We start from the raw sequence: 21,041 nt of genomic DNA, 5'->3' as shown, positions 1-21,041 counted from the left end.
CAGACCCGGCGCCGATGACGCCATGAAGCCTTTTTTGCCACTCGCCTCATACGCCACCTCTCCCATCCCTCATGCCAGGAAAGCACGCCATGTCCGCGCCCAGCCTTCGCTTTGACAATGTATTGACCATCCTGCCCGGCTCGCTGCGGCTGGAGGTCCGCCGCGCCGATGTGCTGTTGCGCGATGGAATCGTCGCGGCCATTGGCGCGCCGGGCGAGCTCGCCGGGACCGGCGCCGGCAGCGTGGTGGACGGCAGCCGCCTGCTGCTGGCCGCGGGCCTGATCAACGGCCACATGCACTCCTGGGACCACTACCTGAAGGGCTGCATCGAAAACGTGCCGACCGAAGAGTCGATGTCCATCATCCGGCCGCGCAAACCGGTCGCGCTCACGCCGGACCAGATGTACCTGCGCACCATGGTCGGCGCCATCGAAGCCTTGCGCTCGGGCACCACCACGCTGGTCGACGACATGAGCCTTGGCCAGCAGCTGTCGCGCGAGCACGTCGACGCCGCGCTGCAGGCGTATGAAGACAGCGGCATACGCGCGCTGATGGGTTTCAGCATGATCGACAAGGCGGTGGTCGACAGCTACCACGACGCCGACAAGACATTCCCGCCGGCCTTGCTGGCCGAACTGCGGGCCTTGCCGCGTCCCGACGGCCAGGCCTTGCTGGACCTGGTCCGCTCGCTGGCCAAAACGCGCCATCCGGCCAGCAGCCGCGTCGGCGTGATCGTCGCGCCCTCCGCGCCGCATCGCTGCACCGACGAATTCCTGCTGGCCTGCCGCCGCCTGGCCGACGAACTGGACCTGCCCGCGATGACGCACTGCCAGGAGACCCGCCTGCAACTGGTGACAGCCGACCAGTTCTACGGTGAAAGCCTGGTCGCCCACCTGGACCGGCTTGGATTCCTCAAGCCGCGCACCACCCTGATCCATGCGACCTGGCTCTCGCCGGACGACATCCGGCTGATCGCGGACTCAGGCGCGTCGGTGCAATACAACCCGTGGAGCAACGCGATCATGGGCTCGGGCCTGGCGCCGGTCCGCGAATGCCTGCAGGCCGGCATCAATGTCGGTGTCGGCACCGACGGCACCGGTCTGCTGTTCGGCAACCACATGATCTCGAGCCTGGGTTTCGGCGCCGCGGTCTCCAAGCTGCGCGGCCCGGACATGGACCAGTGGCTGACCGCGGATGAAATGCTGCGCGCCGCCACCGAAGGCGGCGCCCACGCGCTCGGCCTGCCGCTGGGCCGCATCGAGGTGGGCGCGAAGGCCGACCTGATCGCGCTGAACCTGGACACGACGACCTTCACGCCGCTCAATGACGCGGTGCGCCAGCTGGTGTACGGCGAAAAAGGCCAGTCGCTGGCCTGGGTCGTGGTCGACGGCCAACCGGTGCTCAAGGACGGCAAGCTGACGCAGGTCAACGAACACCGCCTGCTGGAGCGCGCACGGGAAGCGCATGAAGAACTGATCGGCTCGCTGCGCTCTTCGCAGGCCGATTCGCAACCCTTCCAGGATGCCCTGCGCGCGATCTACACCTGCTCGCTGGGTTGCAGCATCGACCACTCGATCTTCCCGGCCTGGGTCGAAGGGCACGGCATTCCCGGTTCGGAAGCCCTGCGATGAACCAGCCGGCCACCAGCGGCGGGAACGCCGCCACCAACAACGCGATCGACAGCGCAAGCGGCAGCACCGCCAAGCTGCAGCTCAAGGACATCTCGCACTTCTTCGGCGGCACGCAGGCGCTCTCGCGCGTGTCGATCTCCATCACCCAGGGCGAAGTCGTTTCGCTGCTCGGCCCCAGCGGCTGCGGCAAGACGACGCTGCTGAAGATCATCGCCGGCTTTGTCACGCCAACCGGCGGCGAGCTGCTGATCGACGGGCATCGCGTCAACGAAGTCGCCGCGGGCAAACGCAATGTCGGCCTGGTGTTCCAGAACTATGCGCTGTTCCCGCACCTGACCGTGCAGGACAACGTGGCCTACGGTTTGCGGGCGCGCAAGGTCGCCAGGGCGGAAATCCCGGGACGGGTCGACGACATGCTGCGCCGCGTGCAGATGTCGCAACTGGCCAGGCGTTATCCGCTGGAGCTGTCGGGCGGACAGCAGCAGCGCGTCGCGCTGGCCCGCGCGCTGGCAACGTCGCCGTCGCTGGTGCTGCTCGACGAGCCGTTCTCGGCGCTGGACCGCGGCCTGCGCCTGGACATGCAGCTCGAGGTGAAACGGCTGCTCGCCGAGTTCGGCCAGACCGCCATCATCGTCACCCACGACCAGGAGGAAGCGCTGTCCATGGCCGACCGCATCGTCGTTCTCAACCAGGGCCGCATCGAGCAGGTCGGTGCGCCCGCGGAGTTGTATGACCGGCCGCGCACGCTGTTCGTCAACCAGTTCCTCGGGCAGGCCAACCTGATACCGGCGCGGGTCGCCGCCGTTGAAACCGCGCGCACGCTGCTCACGCTGGCCGGCGGCGCCGGACTCGCCTTGCCCTTCGCCTCGGACTTCCGCGCCGGCGATGCGGTGCGGCTGTCGGTGCGGCCCGAAAACATCGTGCCGGCGGGCGGCGACGAGCCCGGCGTCATCGCGGGCACGGTGCGCATGGTGCTGCCGCTGGGCGCGAGCGACGTGCTGGAGGTCATGAGCGACGGCGGCTTCTCGCTGCGCTTCACGCGGCGGCACGAGGCGGCGCATGCGCAGGTCGTGAGCGGCCAGCGGATCTTCCTGCGCATCGACCAGCCGTCGGTGGCGCGGCTGTTTCATCCCGGTGCGGAAACCGCGCCAGGTGAACAAGGCGTGCCGGCCGAAACGATGGAAGCGGCCGAAGGTGCCAGCCATGCCTGACGCACACGCACCGGTTCTTCCTCGCCGCAAGCTTTCTGGTCCCTGATTTCCGCCTTCCCCTGTCCTGTCCCTTTCCTCGTTCCTCTTCCCGTCAACTGTTCAACCTCCTGGAGATCGTGATGAAAAATTCCCGCCGCGAAATGATGCAATGGTCCCTGGCCGGCGCCGCCGCCATGGCCTTCCCCGCCATGGCCCGTGGCCAGCAGGTCTACGCCGTGACCTATCCCGGATCGATCGACGAGTCCTTCAAGTCGGTGCTCGGCCCCGCCTACAGCGCCAGGACCGGCAACACGCCGACCTTCACGCCGATGCTGAACCTCGACCTGATCGGCAAACTGCAGGCCACCCGCGCCAATCCGGCCTTCGACGTCGCGCTGTTCGACGACGGCCCCCTGATAGGCGCCATCAAGGCCGGCCTGATCGAAAAATTCCCCGCGGCCGGTTCACGCTTTCTTGCCGGCATTCCGCCTGCTTTCCGCGACGCCGACGGCTACGGCCCGACCACCGCGGCCACGCTGATCGGCATCGCCTACAACCCGAAAAAGGTCAAGGCGCCGACCGGCTGGGGCGACCTGTTCAAGCCTGAAAACAAGGGCAAGGTCGGCATCGTCGGCCCGACGTCCACCCTCGGCACGAGTTTCCTGATCGAACTCGGCCGCACCCGCGGCGGCACCGAAACCGAGGTCGAGCCCGCGTTCGACGCGCTCAAGGCCTTGCTGCCGAATGTCGGCGCCATCGCGCCGTCGCCGGGCGCGCTGACCACGCTCATGCAGCAGGGCCAGGTCGACATCGCCCCGAACTTTTTCAACAACGTCGCCGCCTTGCGCGCCAAGGGCGCCGACATCGCTTTTGCGGTGCCGTCGCAAGGCCTGATCCTGCAGCGCATCAGCGTGCAGCTGATCAAGAACTCGAAGAGCCCGGAGGCCGCGCTGCAACTTGCCGACATGCTGCTGGACCCGGAAATCCAGGCCAAACTGGAAGCCAGCCCCTGGGTCACGATGCCGTCGAATCCGTCGGTCCCGCTCACCGGGCAGAACCGCGAAATCGCCGCCAGCGTCGACGAGTTGCTGAAGATGGGCCGCTTCCTCGACTGGAAACGGTTTGTCGACCTGCGCGCCGGCTGGATAGACCGCTTCAACAAGGAAGTGCGAATCTGAGCATGCACGAGCGCATCTTCACAGGCCACCGCCCGCACCGTCCATGACAGCATCCCGCACATCCCCAAGCCAGGCCGCGCAGCTGCTGCCGGCGATGCCGCTGGCCGCGCTGTTCATGCTGAGCTACGCGCTTCCGCTGGGTGTGCTGGCCGTCGCCAGCTTTGCGCAGACGACGTCGCTGGACGGTATCGGGTGGTCGCAGTACGCGCGGTTTTTCGGCGACGCCTTCAACTGGAGCATCCTCGGCGGAACGCTGTGGCTCGGCCTGCAGGTCACGCTGCTGACGGCGCTGATCGCCTACCCGCTGGCGCTGTCCTACCGGCAGTGCGGCCCGCGCATGCGCGCCTTCATGCTGTTCATGATCCTCCTGCCGATGCTGACCAGCACCGTGATCCGCACCTTCGCCTGGCTGGTGCTGCTCGGCAAGGAAGGCATCGTCAATTCGGTGCTGGTGGCGCTGCATGTGGTCGACGAACCGGCGCGCCTGCTCTACACGCGCGGCGCGCTGGTGGTTGCGCTCAGCCAGATCTGCCTGCCGCTGATGGCGATGCCGCTCATCAACAGCCTGCTGCGCATCGACGACAACCTGCTGCGCGCCTCCGAAGGCCTGGGCGCTTCATCGTGGCGCATGCTCGGCACGCTGCTGGTGCCGCTGTCGATGCCCGGCCTGGTGGCGGGCGCGCTGATGACTTTTTCGATGGCGACCACGGCTTTCGTCACGCAGACGCTGGTGGGCGGCGGGCGGCAGCTTTTCATGCCGGCCTACATCTACCAGCAGGCGACCGGCCTGCAGAACTTCAACTTTGCGGCCGCGGTGTCGATCATCTTCATGCTGACGGTCGTCGGCCTGGTGGCTTTTGCCGGACGGCTGGCCAACCGCAAACTCGGGAGGATCTATGGCGCGATTCGCTGAGGGGAGCTACCGCGCGGTCATCGGCGCCGGCACGCTGTTCGCACTGGTGTTCATGGTGGCGCCGACGCTGGTGGTGCTGGTGACTTCTTTCACCGGCGGCAACACGCTGCGTTTTCCGCCGGAAAGCTATTCGCTGCGCTGGTACGGCGAACTGTTCAACAACTCGCCGCAGTTGCTGGCGGCGGCACGCGAAAGCCTGGTCGTCGCCGTCTGGACGACCCTGATCTGCGTGGTGCTGGGCACCGCCGGCGCCTATGCCATTTCGCGCAGCCGCTCGCGGCTGGCCGGCATGCTGGACGCGGTGTTCATGTCGCCGATGGTGCTGCCCTCGATGGCCTTCGGCCTGGCGCTGCTCCTGGTGCTGAGCGTGGCGGGCGTGTCGCTCGGCACCTGGACGCTGGTGGCCGGCCACACCGTGATCTGCACGCCGTTCGTGCTGCGCATGGTGTCGGCATCGGTGCAGCAGCTCGACGGCACCTTGCTGCAGGCCTCGACCGGCCTGGGCGCCAGCCCGTGGTTCACCTTTCGCCACATCACGCTGCCGCTGATCAAACGCGGCGTGGTCGCCGGCGCCTTCATCGCCTTTCTCACCTCGTTCGACCACGTGCCCGTCTCGCTGATGCTGGCCGACCCGCGGTCCGAAACCCTGCCTATCCATTTGTGGACGCTGCTGGAAAACAACCTCGACGTGCGCGTGGCCGCCGTCTGCGGTGTTCTCGTCGCGGTGACCTCGGTCGTCGCCATCCTCTTCGAGCGCATGCGGCGCAATTCTGAAACCATCCTATGAATCCCATTCCCCACCGAGAGCGCGACCTGCGCGGTTACGGCTTCACGCCGCCTGACGTCATCTGGCCCAACGGCGCGCGGCTGGCGGTGTCGGTCAACGTCAACTATGAAGAGGGCGCCGAATTCACCGTCGAGAACGGCGATTCCGCGAGCGAGCGATTCGGCGAAGTCAGCAGCGTCGTGCCGCCGGGGCGCCGCGACCTCGGCATGGAAGAGCTTTTTGCCTACGGCCTGCGCGCGGGCCTGCCGCGTTTCCTCGACGGCCTTGAGCGCCACCGGACGCCGGCGACGTTCTTGTTTTGCGGCCGCGCGGTGGAGCGCACGCCGGAATTCGCAAGGGCCATCGTGGCGCGCGGCCACGAGCCCATGGTGCACGGCTGGCGCTGGGCGCACCATGCCGCCTTCGATGACCCGGAACTGGAACGTGCCGAGATCATCCGCACGCGCGACCTGATCGAGTCGGTCACCGGTGTGCGGCCGCTCGGCTTCATGTGCCGCGGCAGCCAGAGCCCGTGGACGCGCACGCTGATCAACGAGCTGGGTTTCCTCTACGACTCCAACGGCTGGGACGACGACCTTCCCTATTGGGACCGGCAAAGCGGCGGCAAGCCGATGCTGGTGTTGCCCTATGCGCTGGACACCAACGACATGAAGTTCTACCACCCGAACGGTTTCACCACCGCCAAGGAATTTCTCGACTACGTCCTCTGCGCGCTCGAGACCTTGCTCGATGAGGCGGAGCGCGGCTCCACCAAGCTGCTCAACATCGGCCTGCACCTGCGCATCGCGGGACGGCCGGCGCGCTGGTGGGCCGTCGAGCGTTTGCTGGCGCACTTCAACACGCTGGGCGACCGCATCTGGCTGGCCCAACGCGGCGACATCGCGCGCCACTGGATCGCGCATGCGCCCGCCCACACAGGACTTTCACAGGAGCTGATCCATGCTTGACCAGGCAACCGTGGCCGCGAAGGATGAAAGCCCTTTGCTGGCCGTTCCCGTCATCGATTTTTCACCGTGGCTGGCCGGTGACGACGCCGGCAAACGGCAGGTGGCGTCGGCCATAGACCGCGCCTGCCGCGAAGTCGGGTTTTTTGTATTGACCGGCCACACGGTGAGCCAGCAGTTGCTGGACGACTGGCTGGCGGTATCGCGTGAGTTTTTCCATTTGCCCGTGGAAGAAAAAATGCGTGCGGCGCCCGCACCGGGCGACTTTCACCACGGCTACCACCGCATGGCGGCCGAAGGGCTGGCCTACAAGGACGCCGCCGGCGACGGCAAGCTGCCGCCGCCCGACCTGCGCGAATTTTTTGCCGTGGGCCGCGATGGCCTGGACGATGCGTATTACCGCGGTGCGGACGCCGCGCGTTTTTACAAGGCCAACATCTGGCCCGCGCATCCGCCGGCTTTTCGCGACATCGCATGCGCCTACTTCAGCGCCGCCGACGGGCTTTGCAACATGCTGCTGCGGGCCGCCGCGCTGGCATTCGGCCTGCCGGAAGATTACTTCGACGACAAGGTCGACCGCAGTTTCAGCACGCTGAGCACCATCCACTATCCGGCCCAGCGCGAAGCGCCCCTGCCCGGGCAGCTGCGCGCCGGCGTGCACACCGACTACACCAGCCTGACGCTGGTGGCGCAGACTGATCCGTCAGGGGGTTTGCAGGCGCTGAACCGGCGCGGCGAATGGATAGACGTGCCTTACGTCAAGGGAGCGTTCGCGGTGAATGTGGGCGACATGATGGCGCAGTGGACCAACGACGTGTGGGTTTCGACACCGCACCGCGTCGTCAACCCGGCACAGGACGGCGCGCACCTGAAACCCCGCCAGTCGGTGGCCTACTTCCAGCATCCGAACTACGACACGGTGATCGCCTGCCTGCCGTCCTGCACGGATGCGTCGCGCCCGCCGCGCCACGCGGACGTCAGCGCAGGCGACTACATATGGGGCAAGGTCAACCGGATCGCGCCCGGCCTGCGCGAAGCGGTGGCCACGCCATGAGCTTGCCGGCATCGCCGTCCGATGACGCAGTGCACGCAGTGCAGGCCGGCGACGACGAATTCAACAACCGCAAGGCGATTGCCGATTCGGCCGCGTGGCTGCAGGGCTGGGAAGCGCGCAGCGCCAGCCTGTATGCCGAGTGGCCGCGTGTGGTGAAAGATATCCCTTACGGCGGGCATTCCAGCCAGGCCTTCGACGTCTTCCTCGCGCAACCGAGCGCGCCGGATGCGCACGCCGCCGCGGCAGCCACCGTGATTTACGTGCACGGCGGCTACTGGCAGTGGAACCACCGGAGGCAGCAGGCTTTCGTCGCGCGCGCGCTGCTGGAGCAGGGCATCAACGTGGCCTTCATTGGCTACCGGCTGGCGCCCGAGGTCGGGATGGCCGATATCGTTGCCGATGTGAGAAGCGCCGTTTCCGCCGTCCTGTCGTGGCAGGCCGAACAGGCCGGGCCCGGCGCGGGCGCCGCAGGGGCCTGCCTCGTCGGCGCGTCGTCGGGTTCGCAGCTCGCCGCTTGCGCCATGGACCTTCCGGGTGTGCGCGGGGCCTTGTTGATGCAGGGCCTGTACGACCTCGCACCCTTGCGCGGAACCTATATCGACGCGGCACTGTCCCTGAGCGATGAAGACATTCGCCGGTATTCGCCGGCGCTTCAAGCCGGTGAAACCTGCCCGCCGGTCGTCCTGGCCGTCGGCAGCGAAGAGCTGCCGCGCCTGCGCAACGCCTCCGTCGACCGCTACCTGCAGCTCGCGTCCGGCGGTGTGAAGGCGGGCCTCGTCGTGGCGGCCGGCCACCACCACTTTTCGCTGCTCGACGAACTGGCGCGCACCGACGGCCTGTTGCTGGCTGCGCTGCTGGGCTTGATGCGCTGCGGGCCGTCCTCGTCGATTTCCGCCTGATTCCGCCCCTTCATGGCGTGAGGTTCACATGACCGGTCCCCTTCCTCCCACGGTACCCACCATCGACATCGCCCCGTTCCTCACCGGCAGGCCCGAGGACAAACAGCGGGTCGCGCAGGCCGTCCGCGCCGCCAACGAAACCATCGGCTTTTTCGCCATCGTCGGCCACGGTGTTCCGGACGCCGACTTCAACAGCGCCTATGAAGCCGCACGGCAGTTTTTCGACCAGGCCCTGGAGGTCAAGCAGGAGGTCAAGCGCCCATCACCCGAAGCCAGCCGCGGCTACAACGCCGTCGGGCGCGAGTCGCTGGCGCAAAGCCTGAACGTGGCCGCGCCGCACGACATGAAGGAAACCTTTGCCATCGGTCCGGTCGACCTCCCGGCGGACCCGGACTACGCAGGCCCGCGCTCCCATCCGCATTTTTTGCCAAACGTCTGGCCCGGCTCGCCCCCGCAACTGCGCGCCGTTTGGGAAAACTACTTCCGCACGATGCACGCGCTGTCCGATGACATCATGCGGATTTTTGCGGTGGCGCTGGAGCTTCCCGAGAACTGGTTCGCCGGCAAGACCGACAAATGCATCAGCCTGCTGCGCGCCCAGAACTATCCCGAGCAGGCCGTTGCGCCGGTGGCGGGCCAGTTGCGTGCCGGTGCGCATTCGGATTACGGCGCGCTGACCATCCTGCGCAGCGACGATGCGCCCGGCGGGTTGCAGGTCAAAACCCGGCAGGGCGAGTGGGTCGATGCGGCGATTCCGCCGGGCGGCTACATGATCAACATCGGCGACCTGATGGCGCAGTGGAGCAATGACCGCTGGGTCTCAACCCTGCACCGTGTCGTCAATCCACCGTCCGGCGGCGGACACGGCACGCGCCGGCTGTCGATCGCGTTTTTCCACCAGCCGAACTACGACGCCGTCATCGAATGCCTGCCCGGCTGCAGCGGCGAGGGCAATCCGGTGCGCTACCCGGCGGTGACTTCCGGGAACCACAAACGCATGAAATTCGCCCGCGCCAACAATATCGCGTTGAATTCCGTCGAAACCTGAGCCACCGATGGAACCATGGACTCCCATGGCGGGTGGGTCATGACCAGCAAGGACCTGGTGCGCTTTGCCGACGCCATTGACGGCCGCTCGGGCCTGCCGCGGCGGCTTGAGGCCTCCACCATCGCGCTGATGGAGACCACGGATCCGCGCATAGGGAGAAAGACTGCCGGCTTCTCATGGGTGGTGGAGCCCGGCGCATGGAGTCGCGTCGGCGCGGCCGTAATGCCGGAAACCGTTGGTAGCCGCGGCCAGGATTGATATGATGAATACGTTGCCCGCACATAAAGCGTCAGCCTCATCCTTACAAGTGATGCGCAACGGTTCGATGGTCAAGGAATGGGTCTCAACCCGTTAAGCCAAAATCGGATGGCACCGTTGTCGTCGGAGCGCCGAAAGGAAGTTTCAAACGAGGGGTGAAAGTGATGGGCGAAATGGCACTTCGACATCCAAGGTCCTTTGTCTTTGGGCCTTTTCTGCTGATTCCGGAGCGTCAGCTGCTGATGCGGGGGGACGCGCAGGTTCGAATCGGAGGCCGGGCGCTGGACATCCTGACGGCGCTTGTCGAGCGCCCCGGCCAGCTTGTGGGCAAGCGTGAACTGGTTGCCCGGGTGTGGCCCAACACCGTCGTCGAAGACGCAAATCTCAAAGTCAATATGGTGGCCTTGCGGCGTGCCCTCGGTGACGAACCGGGTGCCGTGCAGTACATCGCAACCGTGGTCGGCAGGGGCTACCGGTTCGTTGCGCCCGTCCAGGCGCTCGAGTCGGCCGGATTTTCCATCCAGGGCGGCACGGCATCGACACAGCTTCATAACCTGCCAAGCGGGACAACGCGTATCGTCGGCAGGTCGGACGCCATCAATGCCATCCGGCAGGACCTGAAAGAGGCGCGGCTCGTGTCGATCGTGGGCCCCGGTGGGGTCGGAAAGACGACTGTTGCGCTCGCGGTGGCCGAACGCGCCGTCGGCTCTTTCCGGGACGGTGTCTGGCTGGTCGACCTGGCGCTGCTGAAGGATCCGGATCTGGTGCCCAACGCCATCGCGACGACGATCGGCGTGGTGGCGCATCTGCCGAACATGCTCGGAGAGTTGAGCGAGTTTCTGCGCAAGCGCGAGATGCTGCTGATACTCGACAGCAGCGAGCACGTCATCGACGTCACCGCCGCCTGCGTGAGCGTTTTTCTCGCGGAAGCCGCCGGCGTCAAGATCCTCGTCACCAGCCGCGAGCCCTTGCTGGTGTACGGCGAACGTGTCCGCCGGCTACCGGGGCTCGGCACACCGCCGCCGGCCGCTCACCTGAATGCCGAAGAAACCCTCGCGTTTCCCGCCATTGAACTCTTCGTCGACCGCGCAACCGACCGGAATGAGTCTTTCAAGCTGAGCGATGCGGACGCGCCGGCGGTCGCCGAAATCTGCCGGCGCCTCGATGGACTCGCTCTCGCTATCGCGCTTGCGGCCACGCGCCTCGAGGCTTTCGGGGTGAGCGGTCTGCTCAAGCAACTCGACGACCGGTTCCGCCTCCTCATCGGGCGCCGGGCGGGCCCCGAACGGCACCGCACACTGGCGGCGACGCTCGACTGGAGCTATGGGCTGCTCTCGCCGGAAGAGGCCGCGCTGATGCGCGCGGTCGCGGTGTTCGCCGGGGCGTTCGACGTCGACGGCGCCTCGGCAGTCGCCGGCGTCGCGTCGCCCGACGCGGGCGACATCCTGGTGCAGCTGGCCGAGAAATCGCTGCTGGCGGCGGATCTCGACGCCGACAGCGTCGCCTACCGGCTCCCGGATACGACACGCGCCTATTGCCTTGAACGCCTCCAGGCCGGCGGCGCGGATCAGGCGGTCCGCCGCCGCCACGCCGAGCATGTGTGCACCGTGCTCGAACAAGCCGCGAGCGAATGGGCGCAGCGCCCCGCCCGGGAATGGGGGAACGCCTACGGGCGCCTCCTTGACGACCTTCGCGGCGCACTCACCTATGCCGGGCGGGATGCGGCGGACGGACCGCTGCGCATACGGCTGACAGTCGCGGGCATCCTGCTCTGGAACCACTTTGCGCTCACCGCGGAATGCCGGGCTCACGTCTCACAGGCCATCGCCGGGCTTGACGCCGCCGGACTCGCCGGGACCGCGTTCGAAATGCGGCTTCAGTTGTGGCTCGGCGATGCCACCACGTTCACCCGCGGCCCCCTCGTTGAGGCGATGGATGCCCTGCGAAAAGCCCTTGATATCGCGGCCCGGATCGGCGACGCCGACTCTCATATCCGCTGCCTTCGCCTGATAGGCGTGCATGAGCTTTTCCGGGGAGAGAACGATGCCGCGATTCGCACGCTGGAGGCTTTCGTCGCCACCGCGGCCGCCAGAGTTCCCTCCGCCGTGGTGGAGGCCGAGACCGCGCTCGGCATCGGTGAGCTCCTTGTCGGGCGGCTGCAGAGCGCCCGGCGGCGCCTCGAACGCCATCACGAGCTGGAGCTGCATGCCGCCAACGATTTCCAGAGCGTTCAGTACCACCTCAAGAACCTGTCCGACCGCATCAACGATGCAGGCAACGTGTTGTCGCACGTGCTGTGGTTGACCGGTTCACCCGACGCTTCACTGCGCACGACCGAGGCGACCATCAAACACGCACTCGACGCCAGGCACCATGTGTCGCTGACCAACGCCCTGTCGTGGGGCTGCCCGGTCGCCTACTGGACGGGCCGCTACGAGGCGTGCACGCGCTACGCCGCCATGCTTGATGAGGAAGCCAGGCGGCACGGCTTCGCCGTCCGGCGTCCGGTGGCGCTGTTCTATCGCGCCGCGATAGGTTGCGCGCAAGAGAAGTTCCCGGCCCTCTGGGTGGATGAACTCCAGCGGAACATCGAGGCGTTCCATACCACGGGACACCTGGTGCGTATGCCTTTCTATCTGGGTGTCCTGGCGGAATCCCTCGTCAAGTGCGGCAGGCTCGGCGATGCCGAAACCACGATTCACGCGGCGCTCGAAAGAGCCGCGGCAAAGAATGAACAGTGGTGTATTCCGGAACTCCTGCGAATCCAGGCTTCCGTTTTGGCCGCACAAGGTCAGGCAGGCAAGGCGGAATCCCGGCTCCTTGACGCCTTGGCGCGCGCCCGGGAGATCGATGCCTTGTCATGGAGCTTGCGGGCGGCGAGCGACCTCGCACAGCTTTGGCGCGCCCAATCACGGGAACGTGATGCGCTCGAAATTTTGCAGCCGGTCTACAGCCAGTTCACAGAAGGATTCGAGACGCGCGATCTTGCGGTCGCGGCAGGCCTGATGGCCTCGTTGCAAGGCCAGGCCGGCGCATGACGAACCGGGCATCGGCGACAGCCTGATGAGCGCACCGGCCGGCTCGCCGGCGCGCGGGTTCAGCGGCAATCAACGGCTCATACCGCCCGCAACCGCCTGTTTGTCGAAAGCCTGGGAGTTCACTTCGTTTAACCACGTTTAACCCGGCGGACGCCGCCCGCTGCGGCACACTGGTAAACACAATGCCTGCGTGATTGACGGCCCTTTTTTCGCCGCACACGCTTGCCGCGCCATCAATTCAACCCCAAGGAGAACCACATGTATCACGGCATGATGAGATTTCCAACGCTGGCCACTCTTGCCGCCACCGCATCGATCACGGGCTCGACGTCCGGGATGGCGAGGGACGCTGACGGCATACGTTATGGCGAGATTCCGGGCAAGGCCTTTTCTGTCATCGCAGAGGTTCGCGCCAAGCCAGGCAAGGAGGATGAATTGCGCAAGGCCACGCTACCGCTCGTGGCACAAGTACGGCGCGAGCCGGACAACCTGCTCTATTTCCTTCACGAAGATCATCAGGCGCCGGGGCGATTTGTCTTCTATGAAATCTTTGCCAGCCAGGCGGGTTTCGAGGCGCACAACCTCACGCCTCATGTGCAGGACTGGTTCGCCCGTTTGCCCGAGCTCGCCGACGGCGGGGTAACGGTGGCCCGTCTGGAAATACTTGGCAACGGGACGGCAGCATGAACGCCGCCGTCCCGTTTGCGAGCGCCATCGAGAGCATCGCTCCCTTTCGCCGTTCACCCGAGAACCCCAGCGCGATTCCCGCAAGGATACAAGGACGTATTCCCGACTGGCTTCGCGGCGAGGTTTTTCGCACCTGTCCCGCCATCTTCGAGACCGGCAAGTGGCGGGCCCAACATTGGTTCGATGGTTTGGGAATGATCTACGCCTTCCGCATCGGAGACTCTGCGGTTGACTTCCGTTCACGCCTGCTCGACTCGGAGACGGCACGCGATGCCAGGCGCGGCAAGACAAACCTGGCGGCCTTCGGCACGCCCAACGCGCGCCCCTTGGTGCAACGGATTTTTGAGCCTATACCGCGAGTGTCCGACAACACCAACGTCAACATCGTGAGGTTGGGGCACCAATTGGTGGCAATGACGGAAGGCAATCGTCAACTGGTCATCGACGACGAGACGCTCGCCTCGGTTGAGCCCGTCAGTTACTCGGGGGACGCGCTCGGTGGCGCAATCATGTCTGCGCATCCGCATTTCGATTTCGGGCGTTCCAAGGTGTTGAACGTCGCCACCGAATTCGGCCTCAACGGTGTCATCTCGATTTACGAACATGACTCCGTAGCGCGGCAGCGCGAACTCATCGGGTCGTGGCGCACCAGGCGCGTGCCCTACGTCCATACCTTCGGGCTGACGCCCAGGAGCGCGATCCTGGTTGCACACCCGTTCGGAGTCAGCCCGGCGCAGATGCTTTGGTCCAGCAAGGGCTATATCGACCATTTTGACTGGCGCGCGGACGAGGGGACGCGGCTTGTGATTGTCGATCGTTCGGGCGGCGAGACGCGGGAGCATGTTGCGGACGCATTCTTCGCGTTTCATTGTGTCAACGCTTTCGAGCATGGAGACTCGACGGTCCTTGATGTACTGGCCTATCCGGACGCGGACATCGTGGCAGCCCTGCGCATTGACCGCATGCTTGCCGAGCTGCCTGACCTCAGGCCTTCGCTTCTTCGAATCGTCATGAAACCGGGTGTAGAGCGCGCGAGCACCGAAAAGTTGAGTGACGTGGGCTTCGAGTTTCCGTCAACCCACTACAGGCTCGTCAACGGACTTCCGTATCGCTTCGCGTACGGCGCCTCCGATGGCCTGGATGCCGGCGGCGTGTACACCTCTTCCGTCGTCAAAGTCGACGTCACGAGCGGAAGCTCAATGTCCCATTGCGACGGTACGCACATCTTTGGTGAGCCGATCTTCGTCGCGCGGCCTCAGGGCTCCGGTGAAGATGACGGTGTGCTGTTGACGGTCGGCTCCGCGCGGAACGCGGAGTCCTCCGTGCTCGCCGTGCTTGATGCCAGGACGATGGCCCTCCTTGCCAGCGCGGAAGTGCCCAGTTCAATCCCTCTCGGTTTTCACGGTTCATTCACGCGCACCGAATGGTGAGTTGACGAGCGGCGTCAAGAGGTTCCAGCATGCGGCACGCCGCCTTCGCTATCGGATATGACGCGTCCGGGAGCGGCTTTGCCCGGCGATCCGGGATTTGCTGCGCAGGCGGCTGCTGGTTAAACGTGGTTAAACGTCTTGCAAAGGGATGGTGGCGGTGAAGGGTTTCAACTATCTTTGCTGGCATTGCACCGACAACCGGGGATTTCACCATGACCATCAAGGACAAGCTTGCGGCAGGTTCGCCACTTGGCTTCGGCACCGCCCCGCTCGGAAACATGTTTCGCGCCATTCCGGAAGCAGAGGCCGCCGCGACGGTTCGCGCCGCCTGGGACCAGGGCACACGCTTCTTTGACACCGCTCCTTTTTACGGCGCGGGCCTGGCCGAATCGCGACTGGGCGAAGTGTTGTCGAAACAGCCGCGCGACTCGTTCGCGCTGAGCACCAAAGTCGGCCGGCTGGTTCTCGACGAGATCGAGGATCCGGCTGGCCGCGATCAGGGCGAGAAGGCCGGTGTATTTGCCGCGGGCCGGCCGAACAAGATCCAGCTCGATTACTCCGCCGACGGGACCCTGCGTTCCATCGAGGGCAGCCTGGAACGGCTCGGTGTTGACCGCATCGATTTTGTTTTTGTGCACGACGTCGCGCAGGACTTTCACGGCGACGAATGGCTGGCACGCTTCGAGGAGGCGCGCCGCGGCGCGTTCCGCGCGCTGACCCGATTGCGCGACCAGGGCGTGATCAAGGGGTGGGGACTCGGCGTCAACAGGACGGAGCCGTGCGAGTTACTGCTCGAGCTTGAGGAGTTCGCGCCTGACGGCTTCCTCCTTGCCGGCCGCTACACCTTGCTCGACCACGCCCACGCACTCAGCCGCTTGATGCCGCTTGCGCGGCGGCGGGGCGCCGAGATCGTGGTTGGCGGGCCGTACAGCTCCGGCATTCTCGCGGGCGGCGCGACATTCGAGTATCAGAAGGCCTCCCCGGAAATCGTCGCCAGGGTGGAGCGCATCCGGGCTATTGCACGCCGTCATGGCGTCAGCCTGAAGGCGGCGGCTTTGCACTTCGCGCTCGCGCATCCGGCGGTGGCCGCGGTGATCCCCGGCGCCAGCCAGCCTGGGCGGATTGCCGAAGATCACGCCGCACTTTCGGAGTCCATACCGGCGGACTTCTGGCGCGAACTGCGGCAGCAAGCGCTGGTCGATCCGGCTGCACCGCTGCCAATCGGCTGAGCCGCGGCAATGAAAGGCTTGGACATGAACGAACAATCGCATGAAACGAACGGCGGCACGTCCCGGCGTCAATTGCTTCTTGCCGCCGCCGGTTTCACGGCGGGCATCGCTTTTCCATCAACAGGAGCAACGCAAATGAACTCACAAGGAAAGCCCGGCATCGTACTCTGCCACGGCATCTGGGCCGACGGCTCATGCTTCCAGAAACTGATCCCCGCACTGCGCGCCGAAGGCTACAACGTGATGGCCGCCCAGTACGGCCTCGACAGCCTGAAAGGCGACGTCGATGCGACCCTTCGCACCTTCGCGAGAGTTAGCGCTCCCATCGTTCTGGTCGGCCATTCCTATGGCGGGTCCGTCATCACCTATGCCGGCATGGACTCCCGCGTTGCCGCTCTGGTCTACATTGCGGCCCTGTGTCCCGACGAAAACGAGACGTCGCAGGCCCAGCAGGAAAAATTTCCGAAGACGGATGTTTCCAACCACGTGGAAGTCGCGGACGGCCGCGTCTGGCTGAAGCCGGAAGGCGTCGCAGCCTTTGCGGGTGACCTGTCCGCCGAGGAGCAGGGCGTCGTGTACGCCACCCACTTCGCGCCCGCGATGGAATTGTTTTACCAGAAGCAGGAAGGCGCCGCGTGGAAGTCCAAGCCGAGCTGGTACGTCGTCGCCACGGAAGATCGCACCGTCCATCCCGAGCTGCAACGAGCCGGCGCGAAGCGCATGAAAGCAACGACCGTGGAAGTGAAGAGCAGCCACGTGCCCATGCTTTCGCGCCCGCGTGAGGTGCTCGACGTGATTCGAAGTGCCGCTGCCGCAGTTGCCGGGAAGCGCGGATAGCCTGGAGAGCAATCCTGAAGGCCGGCATTCAGCGCCCCAGAGACGGGGTTCACGCCGAGACGGCACTTCAACACCACACCAGGAGGCTTTATGCTGAACGAGGGATACAACGCGCAATGCGCTTCCGTGCGGGTCCATTGCACGAATGCCCAACAGTTGGGGCAACGCAAGCTGTCCCTGCTGACGCTCGCGCTCGGCACCTTCTGCATAGGCACGTCCGAGTTCGCGAGCATGGGAATCCTTCAGCTGTTCGCCGATAGTTTCGCGGTAGACATCCCCACCGCGACACATGCGATCACGGCCTATGCTTTGGGTGTCGTCCTGGGCGGGCCTGCGGTGACGATTCTTGCGGCAAGCCTGAACCGCAGATTGCTGCTTCTGGGCTTGATGGCGCTCTTCATTGCCGGAAATATTCTCTCGGCGGTATCCACGGGATTCCCCATGCTCCTGTTTGCCCGCTTTTTGAGCGGAATTCCCCAAGGCGCCTATTTCGGCGCGGCGGCCGTCGTTGCTTCGTACATTGTGGGGCCCGGGCAGGGCGGCCGGGCTTTCGCGCTGGTCATGACAGGCCTCACGGTCGCGACAATCTTTGGATCGCCGCTCGCGACGTTTGTGGGGCAGCTTCTGGGATGGAGAAATTCCTACCTGGCGGTATCAGGACTAGGGGTGCTGGCGCTTCTCGCGCTGTGGATATGGGTTCCACGTGCAAGCGCACTTGACGGCGGGCCCGTCGTGCAGGAGCTTGAGGCGCTCAAACGGCCTGCAGTCTGGGCCATGATGGCCGTTGCCGCACTGGGCGTGGCGAGCATCTTTGCGGTCTATACCTTCATCGGGCCGCTCGTGACCGACGGCGCCTTCCTGGCTCCGGGCTGGACTCCCATCGCACTGGGCCTGTTCGGCCTCGGCATGACAGCGGGCAACCTGCTCGGCGGAAGACTCGCGGACACTCATCCTTCGCGTGGGTTGATTGCCGGATTCGGCTGTGCCCTGATTGTCCTTGCAGTGCTGGGAGCCGGCGGCGGCCATGTATGGATATTGATGCTGGGCCTGTTCGGCGTCGGTGCCACGATGATGGTCGCCATCCCGACGATCCAGATTCGCCTCACGCAAGCGGCGCCGGATGCACCTGCGCTGATGGGCGCTATGAATCTTGCCGCACTGAATGTCGCAAATGCGATCGGCGCCTGGGCAGGGGCGCGCACCATAGCCAGTGGTTATGGGCTTCTCTCGGCAGTCTGGGCGGGATTCGGGTTGACGCTGGCCGGACTTCTGCTCTTCATTTTCATCTCGCGTACAGGTCGAAGGCGCGTAGGCGGTGAGTCTGCGGCAATTGCACTTGGTCAAGGTGGATTGCAACCGACTGAAAGTAAATAACCGTGCCAGCCGAACCGCGGACTCGGCTGGGCGTGTTGAATGCCACTGAAGTCTGACGGGGGCGGGGCGGACAAAAAAACTTGGACTACACGCTGTGTGGGCAGCAGCTGCTGACGATGCGTGCGGGCTCCGGGATTTGGCTGAACTTCAGCGAAATTCAATGCGCCTTGATCCACAGAACTGTGCGCCTTGCTGGGCGTATGCCCGACGACACGTAACCTGGGCTGTGATCTACAACAGCTTTCCGCTGGATCCCGAGGGGGGACAGCCGGCTGCCGAGGCCCTTGTTGCCAAGACCTGCAAAGGTGTCGAGGCCGAAATACTCAAGGCGATGGCGCGCGCGCCGGGCGGCTGACTGGCCCGGCCGGTAGAAATCGCATGCCGGCGTTCACCAGCTAATCAGCGGTGAGCGGCCCAGCCAGGTATCGGTCCCCACCTGGTCCAGGACGAAGCGCGCAACGTCCGCCCTCGCGATGGTCCCGCCGTGGAAACCGGAGAGGTCCGTGAGGGCACGGATCTTGTGCGTGGGCGCCTTGTCGTTCAGGACCGAAGGACGCACCAGCACCCAGTCCAGGCCGCTGCCCCTGATGATGGCTTCCTGCCTGTCCTTGTCGGCGTACACCTTGCGCAGGAGGGCGGGGAGAATCAGGCGGTCGAACACAAACCCGCCATGACCGGCGCTGTCGCCCGCCCCCATGCCGGTGATGCACACGAGGCGCGACACTTCGGCGGCCTTCATGGCGCTGACAAGTGCCTTCGTTGCCGAGGACAGGAGGGTCACCTCACGAAACGGACTGACCGGCGTGCCCAGGGCGCTCACGACGGCATCCATGCCTTCCAGCGCGTTTCGCAAGGCCGCTTCGTCGCGGGCGTCGCCGATGACGATGTCGGCGCCCTCCAGGCCGGCCGCTTTGGCGGGGGAGCGCACGAGCGCGCGGACCTCGAAGCCGCGCGCGAGGGCTTGCTTCACGATCAGCCGGCCCGTGCCGCCTGTGGCGCCCAGCACCAGGATCTTCGGGCGTGCAAGACCGGAATGCACAGTGTTGGCGGAGTTCATTGCGCACCTCCTGTCAGCTTGCCTTGCGCGAGCAGTTCGCGCGTGCGTTTCAGCGTCGACGCCAGGGCGCTTTTGTAGCCCTTGTCGCTGTCCATCCACGCCTGTTCGGCCTGCTCTTCGGGCCCATTCGGTGCTTTGCCGCGAAGGCCGATGTAGCAATAGAAACGGAGCTGAAGTTGCCCCGCGTCGTCTTCGAAGAGTTCGTTGACGATGGCACCCTCGCGCGGCCCTGCGGCCTGGAAGAAGGTCACCTTGCCCTGCGGCTCGAAAGCGATGATTTCACGCAGGTTACCGCCTGCGATGGTGGCTTCGCGCACGACGTGGGTGTTGCTTTCCTCCACGACTTCGCAATAGGTGCAAAGGCCGGGAGGGAGGAAAAGCCGCGCATCGCGCGCCTTGAGGACCAGGCCGGCCCAGGCCTGGGCGCGGGTGAGCGGCACTTCGCCTGGCGGGTTCACTTCAACGGTGGCGGTTGAATAAATCATGATGGTTTCCTTGGGTTGAGTTGCTCTGCGCCGGCGCTCAGGCCGAAGCGGAAATTGCGGCGGCGAAGTCGCGGTACGAGTGCAGCGGGCGGCCCAGTAGCTTCGTCAGGCGCTCTACGTCACCTGCTTCGGGGACCATGCCCTCCGTCAGGAAGCGTTCGCTCATCAGGCGCATGTCATATGCCATCCAGGCCGGCATGAAGTTGCGCAGGTTCTTCTCGAAAGCTGCGGTGTCGTCGCCGCCGTAGGTGATGGGGCGCTTCAGCACGTCCGACCAGATGGCCGCGACGGCGTCTCCGGTCAGCGTGTCGGGGCCGACCAGGTTGATGCGCTCCAGGGGCAGCGGCCCGGATGCGCGCTCGCGGCGCAGCAGTTCGAGGGCCGCAATCTCGCCGATGTCGCGTGCATCGATCATGGCCAGGCCTTTGCTTCCTATGCTTCCTATAGGCATGGGATACACGCCATGGCCCAGCACCACGTCCTTGATGGTGAGGTCGTTGTCCATGAAGTAGGCCGGCCGCAGGATGGTGGCGCCGAATCCCATCTGCTCCAGCATGCGCTCGACGCCGAACTTGCCCGCGAAGTGCGGAACGTTCAGGTAGCGGTCGCTGTGGATCACCGACAGGTAGACGATGCGGTCTATGCCCGCCTCGCGTGCCAGGTTGAGCGAGACCAGGGCCTGCGTGAATTCATCGGGCACGACCGCATTGAGCAGGAACAGGGTGGAAACGCCGGTAAAGGCGCGGCGCAGGGCGTCGACGTCCAGCAGGTCGCCCTGCACGACGTTCACGCCCGCAGGGAAGTTTGCCTTGGCGGGGTCGCGCACCAGTGCGCGCACGTCGGCGCCGCGGTTGACGAGTTGCTGGACGACCTGGCGGCCGATGTTGCCGGTGGCGCCGGTGACAAGAATGGTCATGAAATTACTCCGTTGGGTTTGAAAGAGCCTTGATCTTCATCGTTTCGTTTAATTGCCGATAGCCGTTATATTTGGACCATCTGTCT

20 protein-coding genes are annotated in these 21,041 nt (G+C 65.3%); 17 read left to right on the top strand and 3 right to left on the bottom strand.

Annotation, left to right across the window (positions count from 1 at the left end; genetic code table 11):
• Positions 1–89 precede the first annotated feature (89 nt).
• The 17 genes from ACLV8F_RS16675 (at position 90) to ACLV8F_RS16595 (ending at position 18,852) form a co-directional block, all read left to right on the top strand.
• Positions 90–1,631 (top strand): amidohydrolase family protein, encoded by a 1,542-nt coding sequence (locus tag ACLV8F_RS16675; protein ID WP_411885323.1) that lies wholly within the window; start codon positions 90–92, stop codon positions 1,629–1,631.
• Entirely contained in the window at positions 1,628–2,842 is a 1,215-nt protein-coding gene (locus tag ACLV8F_RS16670; RefSeq protein ID WP_411885322.1) for an ABC transporter ATP-binding protein, read from the top strand. The genes ACLV8F_RS16675 and ACLV8F_RS16670 overlap by 4 nt, the downstream gene beginning before the upstream one ends.
• 119 nt (positions 2,843–2,961) lie before the next feature.
• Positions 2,962–3,999, top strand: a complete 1,038-nt coding sequence (locus ACLV8F_RS16665) for an extracellular solute-binding protein (protein WP_411885321.1) — start codon at positions 2,962–2,964, stop codon at positions 3,997–3,999.
• A gap of 43 nt (positions 4,000–4,042) precedes the next feature.
• On the top strand, positions 4,043–4,912 hold the full coding sequence (locus ACLV8F_RS16660; RefSeq protein ID WP_411885320.1) for an ABC transporter permease: 870 nt from the start codon (positions 4,043–4,045) through the stop codon (positions 4,910–4,912).
• Entirely contained in the window at positions 4,896–5,699 is an 804-nt protein-coding gene (locus ACLV8F_RS16655) for an ABC transporter permease (protein WP_411885319.1), read from the top strand. The genes ACLV8F_RS16660 and ACLV8F_RS16655 overlap by 17 nt, the downstream gene beginning before the upstream one ends.
• Entirely contained in the window at positions 5,696–6,646 is a 951-nt protein-coding gene (locus ACLV8F_RS16650; RefSeq protein ID WP_411885318.1) for a polysaccharide deacetylase family protein, read from the top strand. The genes ACLV8F_RS16655 and ACLV8F_RS16650 overlap by 4 nt, the downstream gene beginning before the upstream one ends.
• Positions 6,639–7,697, top strand: a complete 1,059-nt coding sequence (locus ACLV8F_RS16645) for an isopenicillin N synthase family dioxygenase (protein ID WP_411885317.1) — start codon at positions 6,639–6,641, stop codon at positions 7,695–7,697. The genes ACLV8F_RS16650 and ACLV8F_RS16645 overlap by 8 nt, the downstream gene beginning before the upstream one ends.
• Positions 7,694–8,596 (top strand): alpha/beta hydrolase, encoded by a 903-nt coding sequence (locus ACLV8F_RS16640; RefSeq protein ID WP_411885316.1) that lies wholly within the window; start codon positions 7,694–7,696, stop codon positions 8,594–8,596. Before ACLV8F_RS16645 ends, ACLV8F_RS16640 begins: the two co-directional genes overlap by 4 nt.
• A 28-nt stretch (positions 8,597–8,624) precedes the next feature.
• Positions 8,625–9,644 carry an isopenicillin N synthase family dioxygenase gene (locus ACLV8F_RS16635; protein WP_411885315.1) on the top strand — a complete coding sequence of 340 codons (1,020 nt, stop codon included), beginning with the start codon at positions 8,625–8,627 and terminating at the stop codon, positions 9,642–9,644.
• Positions 9,645–9,683: 39 nt separating this feature from the next.
• On the top strand, positions 9,684–9,902 hold the full coding sequence (locus tag ACLV8F_RS16630) for a hypothetical protein (RefSeq protein WP_411885314.1): 219 nt from the start codon (positions 9,684–9,686) through the stop codon (positions 9,900–9,902).
• A 164-nt stretch (positions 9,903–10,066) separates the two neighbouring features.
• Positions 10,067–12,940: an ATP-binding protein gene (locus ACLV8F_RS16625; RefSeq protein ID WP_411885339.1), complete on the top strand. Its 2,874-nt coding sequence runs from the start codon at positions 10,067–10,069 to the stop codon at positions 12,938–12,940.
• A gap of 258 nt (positions 12,941–13,198) precedes the next feature.
• The gene (locus ACLV8F_RS16620) at positions 13,199–13,627 is read left to right on the top strand and encodes a putative quinol monooxygenase (RefSeq protein ID WP_411885313.1); all 429 of its coding nucleotides are present in this window, start codon (positions 13,199–13,201) and stop codon (positions 13,625–13,627) included.
• The gene (locus tag ACLV8F_RS16615; protein ID WP_411885312.1) at positions 13,624–15,057 is read left to right on the top strand and encodes a carotenoid oxygenase family protein; all 1,434 of its coding nucleotides are present in this window, start codon (positions 13,624–13,626) and stop codon (positions 15,055–15,057) included. The genes ACLV8F_RS16620 and ACLV8F_RS16615 overlap by 4 nt, the downstream gene beginning before the upstream one ends.
• Positions 15,058–15,269: 212 nt before the next feature.
• Positions 15,270–16,286, top strand: coding sequence for an aldo/keto reductase (locus ACLV8F_RS16610; protein ID WP_411885311.1), 1,017 nt, complete (start codon positions 15,270–15,272; stop codon positions 16,284–16,286).
• A gap of 24 nt (positions 16,287–16,310) precedes the next feature.
• The gene (locus ACLV8F_RS16605; protein ID WP_411885310.1) at positions 16,311–17,123 is read left to right on the top strand and encodes an alpha/beta fold hydrolase; all 813 of its coding nucleotides are present in this window, start codon (positions 16,311–16,313) and stop codon (positions 17,121–17,123) included.
• Positions 17,124–17,213: 90 nt separating this feature from the next.
• On the top strand, positions 17,214–18,497 hold the full coding sequence (locus tag ACLV8F_RS16600; protein WP_411885309.1) for an MFS transporter: 1,284 nt from the start codon (positions 17,214–17,216) through the stop codon (positions 18,495–18,497).
• A 226-nt stretch (positions 18,498–18,723) separates the two neighbouring features.
• On the top strand, positions 18,724–18,852 hold the full coding sequence (locus tag ACLV8F_RS16595; RefSeq protein WP_411885308.1) for a hypothetical protein: 129 nt from the start codon (positions 18,724–18,726) through the stop codon (positions 18,850–18,852).
• Between the two features lie 33 nt (positions 18,853–18,885).
• Here the strand turns inward: ACLV8F_RS16595 and ACLV8F_RS16590 are convergent, their stop codons facing one another.
• Genes ACLV8F_RS16590 through ACLV8F_RS16580 form a run of 3 tightly spaced genes read right to left on the bottom strand, consistent with a single transcriptional unit; the run spans position 18,886 to position 20,955 of the window.
• Positions 18,886–19,554: an NAD(P)-dependent oxidoreductase gene (locus ACLV8F_RS16590; RefSeq protein WP_411885307.1), complete on the bottom strand. Its 669-nt coding sequence runs from the start codon at positions 19,552–19,554 to the stop codon at positions 18,886–18,888.
• Positions 19,551–20,039 carry an AtaL-like protein gene (locus tag ACLV8F_RS16585; RefSeq protein ID WP_411885306.1) on the bottom strand — a complete coding sequence of 163 codons (489 nt, stop codon included), beginning with the start codon at positions 20,037–20,039 and terminating at the stop codon, positions 19,551–19,553. The genes ACLV8F_RS16590 and ACLV8F_RS16585 overlap by 4 nt, the downstream gene beginning before the upstream one ends.
• A 37-nt stretch (positions 20,040–20,076) precedes the next feature.
• Positions 20,077–20,955, bottom strand: coding sequence for an NmrA/HSCARG family protein (locus ACLV8F_RS16580; RefSeq protein WP_411885305.1), 879 nt, complete (start codon positions 20,953–20,955; stop codon positions 20,077–20,079).
• Positions 20,956–21,041: the final 86 nt, after the last annotated feature.

Source organism: Polaromonas sp. YR568 (assembly GCF_943369675.1).
Classification (GTDB): domain Bacteria; phylum Pseudomonadota; class Gammaproteobacteria; order Burkholderiales; family Burkholderiaceae_C; genus Polaromonas.
The sequence above is the reverse complement of the archived record's forward strand: the minus strand, read 5'-3'. Positions and strand labels throughout refer to the sequence as shown.